4 protein-coding genes are annotated in these 4,156 nt (G+C 72.6%); 3 read left to right on the top strand and 1 reads right to left on the bottom strand.

The features are described from left to right. The 3 genes from L2I40_RS19795 to moaB form a co-directional block, all read left to right on the top strand. Window positions 1-649 (top strand): uracil-DNA glycosylase (locus L2I40_RS19795; protein WP_237216904.1); only part of this gene is annotated, 649 nt, incomplete at its 5' end. Window positions 650-920: 271 nt separating this feature from the next. Continuing rightward, window positions 921-2,603, top strand: a complete 1,683-nt coding sequence (locus L2I40_RS19790; RefSeq protein WP_237216903.1) for a lytic transglycosylase domain-containing protein — start codon at window positions 921-923, stop codon at window positions 2,601-2,603. A 71-nt stretch (window positions 2,604-2,674) separates the two neighbouring features. Then, complete coding sequence (gene moaB / locus L2I40_RS19785; RefSeq protein ID WP_237216902.1) at window positions 2,675-3,214, top strand: molybdenum cofactor biosynthesis protein B; 540 nt, start codon at window positions 2,675-2,677, stop codon at window positions 3,212-3,214. Window positions 3,215-3,238: 24 nt separating this feature from the next. On the opposite strand, the gene L2I40_RS19780 is transcribed toward moaB, so the two are convergent. Next, the coding region (locus L2I40_RS19780; protein WP_237216901.1) for a hypothetical protein at window positions 3,239-4,156 on the bottom strand (918 nt) is incomplete at its 5' end.

Genomic DNA, 4,156 nt, shown 5'->3' with positions numbered 1-4,156 from the left:
CGTTGTCGCGGCGCGCCCGCCTGCGGCCCCCGCGCTGCTACCCGTCACGCCGGCGGCCGCGCGCCTCGCAAGCGAGGCCGGCGACCTCGGCGCGCTGAAGGCGGCGATCGCCGCGGTCGACAGCCCGCTGCGGGACACGGCCACCAACCTTGTCTTCTCGGATGGCGCTGCAGACAGTGGCCTGATGCTGATCGGCGAGGCGCCCGGCGCCGACGAGGACCGCCAGGGCAAGCCTTTCGTCGGCGTGTCGGGCCAGCTGCTCGACCGCATGTTCGACAGCATCGGGCTGATGCGGCAGCGCGACTTCTACGTCACCAACATCCTGCCCTGGCGCCCGCCGGGCAACCGCACGCCCACCGATGCCGAGATCAACCTCTTCCTCCCCTTCGTGCTGCGACATGTGGAACTGGTGAGGCCGCGTCACCTCGTGCTGCTCGGCGGCGTGTCGGCCAAGGCGCTGCTGCGCGCGAAGGACGGCATCACGCGGCTTCGCGGTCGCTGGCACGCGCTGCCCGATGCGGGCGCTGCGCCCGCCCTGCCGACGCTTCATCCGGCCTATCTGCTCCGCAATCCCGCTGCGAAGCGGGATGCCTGGGCCGATCTGATCCTGCTCCGGCGCACCCTCGATGGCCGCGTCACGGCCCGTTGACCGATAAAAATGAGTTAAGGTCGGGCGGCAAGCTTCTGATAACTTAGCGCGAGTCTCAAAAGTTAAGATTGCTTTCAGTTTGCGGGGTTGCCATCCTGTCCGGCCCGCCTGTAGGGGAGTCGCCGCCATGCGAGCGATCTGCCCCATGGCCCGGGACCCCCGCCCGGTTCGCGCCTCTGGTCATACGGCCCTTGTCGCGTTCCTCGTGGGGGCCACGATGATCGTGGGGGCTCAGGTCCCTGCGTTCGGGCAACGGGCCGACCAGACCGCCATGAGCGTTCCCCGTCCTGTTCTGCAGGGTGGGATCGCCGGGTTCCCGCAACCCCTCGCGCCGTCGGATGCGGCGCGCCTTCGGCGTATCTTCGACCTGCAGGCGCGGGGCGAAGCGACGGCGGCGGCGCGCGAGACCGAGCGGCTCGAGGATCGTCGCCTGATCGGCCATGTCCTGGCCGACCGCTGGCTGCGCGGCCATGACGCGGCCGTTCCCGACCTGATCGCCTGGCTTGGCGCCCATGCCGATCACCCGGACGCGCCGGCCATCCATGCGCTGCTGGTCCGCAAGGCGCCACGCGGCGCGGCGCTGCCGCCTGTCCCGGAGCAGTCGGCGCTCCCCGGCGACCTGGACGTGGTCCCTGAGGAGCGCGAGCCAGCGTCGAGGACGGTCACGCGCAACGCCTCGCTCGATCGATCCGTCCGGGATCGTGCCCGGGACGGCGACATCGCTGCGGCGCTCGCGCAGATCGCCCGCAGCCGTGCCGGCGGCGCCTATGCCGCGCTGCTGCGCGCCGACGTGGCGCAGATCGCGCTGCAACTCGGGCGGGACGAGGAGGCGCTGCGGATCGCGACCGATGCCGCCCGCAATGCTGGCGGTACGGCATTCCCCGCCTTCGTGGCCGGTCTCGCGGCCTGGAGCCTGGGGCGCCACGAGCTCGCGCTGACGCATTTCGAGGCGGCGGCGCGGGCCGACATCGCCTCCCCGGCCACGCGGTCCGCCGCCGCCTTCTGGGCCGCGCGCGCGTCCATCCGGGCCCGCCGCCCGCAGCAGCACATCCCCTGGCTGCTGCAGGCCGCGCAGGAGCCGCGCACCTTCTACGGCCTCGTCGCGCGGCGCACGCTCGGCCTTCCGATGGGCTTCGCCTGGGAACGCGAGCTGGCCGGCGAGAGCGAGGCCGCCGCCGTGGCCGAGACCGCCGCCGGTTGGCGCGCGCTGGCGCTGCTGCAGGTCGGCCAGCGCGACCGTGCCGAGGCCGAGATGCGCGCCCTCTGGCCGCGCGTGCAAGGCAATCCGGGCGTGGCCCGCGCCGTCCTCGTCGTGGCCTCGCATGCCGGCATGACCGATTTCGCCGCCCAGGTCGCCAGTCTGCAACAGAGCACCGACGGCCGGCCGCGCGACTTCGCGCGCTTCCCGCTCCCGCGGCTGCAGCCGAACGGCGGCTTCCGGATCGATCCGGCGCTGCTCTACGCGCTGGCGCGCCAGGAATCGAACTTCGACCCCGACGCCGTCTCGCCGTCGGGGGCGCGGGGCCTGCTGCAGATCATGCCGGCCACCGCCAGCTACGTGACCGGCGATCCGTCGCTGCGCGGCGCCGGCGCACGGCGGCTGCACGACCCGTCCTTCGCCCTCGAGGTCGGGCAGCGCTACGTGCACTACCTCGCCCGGCACGGAGAGGTCGGCGGAGACCTGATCCGCCTGCTGGCCGCCTACAATGCCGGCCCCGGCAATCTCGGGCGCTGGCAGCCCACCATCGGGCACCGCGACGACCCGTTCCTCTTCATCGAGAGCATCCCGGTCGGGGAGACGCGGCTCTTCGTGCAGCGCGTGCTGGCCTATTCCTGGATCTATGCGTCGCGACTCGGCCTGCCGGCGCCGAGCCTCGATGCGCTGGCGGCCGGGCGCTTCCCGCGTTTCTCGGAGGAGCACGAGGTCGCGCAGATGGTGGCACGCCGGCAGTAACCGGAACCCCCGGGCCATGGTTTGGCCCGGGGCGCGCGCGGCCCTATCTTCCCGCCGGAGGAGCCCCGCGCATGCCGATCGACGAGAGCCGCACCTTCCTGCCCGTGAACATCGCGGTGCTGACCGTGTCGGACACCCGCGACCTGGCTACCGACCGGAGCGGCGACACGCTCGCGGCTCGGATCGAGGCGGCCGGCCACAAGCTCGTGGCACGGGAGATCTGCAAGGACGAGGCGACGGTGATCGAGGGCATCCTGCGTCGCTGGATCGCCGACCCGGCTGTGGATTGCGTGATCACCACCGGCGGCACCGGCATCACCGGCCGGGACGTCACGCCCGAGGCCTTCGCCCGCGTGCTGGACAAGGAGATCACCGGCTTCGGCGAGCTCTTCCGCATGCTGAGCTACCAGAAGATCGGCACCTCCACGATCCAGTCGCGCGCGATCGGGGGGGTCGCTGGGGGGACGTATCTCTTCGCCCTCCCCGGCTCGACCGGCGCCTGCAAGGATGCCTGGGACGACATCCTGCTGTTCCAGCTCGACAGCCGCCACCGGCCCTGCAACCTGGTGGAGCTGATGCCGCGCCTGCAGGAGCATCTGAAGGCGGCGTGATCAGGGCCGCCGGCACCGCATCCGTCAGCGCGCCATCGCGTCGCGCAGCCAGCCGGAGGGCATGGCCGCGATGAAGGCGGCGCGGAGCGCGGCGACGCGCTCGGGCGGCATGCCGATCGTGGCGGGGTTGAAGAAGCGCTCGTCGGGGGTGTTGAAGAGGAAGGCCTGCGCCTCGTTCGCCATCACCTCTTCCAGCGTCGGGTCGTAGGACTCGGCCGCGAGCGCGGCGCGGAAGCGGGTGCGCTCCGACTCCGTCAGCATCTCGCGCCAGAAGCGCCAGACGGTCGCCTCGAAGACCGGGTTGGTGAAGAACTCGCCGTGCGACAGTTCGTGCCGCAGCATCGCCGCGCGCGCCCGCATGTCGAGCCAGGGCTCGACGCCGGCATGCGGGATGGACACCACCGCCCCATGCGCGCCGAGCGACAGCCAGCCGATGTCGCGCAGAAGCCCGCGCAGGCGCTCCTCATCTGCATTCAGCCGCACGCCGTCCCGGTCGGCGAGCTGGAAGAAGCGCAGGAGGTCCGAAGCGCGGTAGTTGTGGCCGTAGTAGAAGGTCTCCGGCGTCGTGCCGCCGGCGCGGATCGCGGCCGCAAGCGCGGCGTCGTCCAGCACGCGGTCGCGCGGCAGGCCCGCCTTCTCCACAAGGGCGGCCACGCGGTTCAGCATCCGCCCCTGCTCGGCCAGCGTTGGGAAGTCGAGCACCAGGACGGCGGGGTTCGGCGCGAGTCGGCGGACGGCGAGGTCGGACGAATGGGCGGCCAGGATGTCCGCCTCGGTCGCCAGCGCAATGAGCTCGATCGCCGAGACGGCGGCGACCGGCGGAGGCGCTGGCGCCTGGGGCGCGGCGGCGGGCCAGAACAGCAGCGCCGCCCCGCCGCCGAGCACCAGCAGCGCAGCGCCGGTGGCGGCGGGCAGCAGCCATGGCGCCCCTGCGCCGCGGTG

Source organism: Falsiroseomonas oryziterrae (genome assembly GCF_021864505.1).
Taxonomy (GTDB): Bacteria; Pseudomonadota; Alphaproteobacteria; order Acetobacterales; family Acetobacteraceae; genus Falsiroseomonas; species Falsiroseomonas oryziterrae.
Note: the sequence above shows the minus strand (reverse complement) of the source record. Positions and strands in the feature narration are given on the sequence as shown.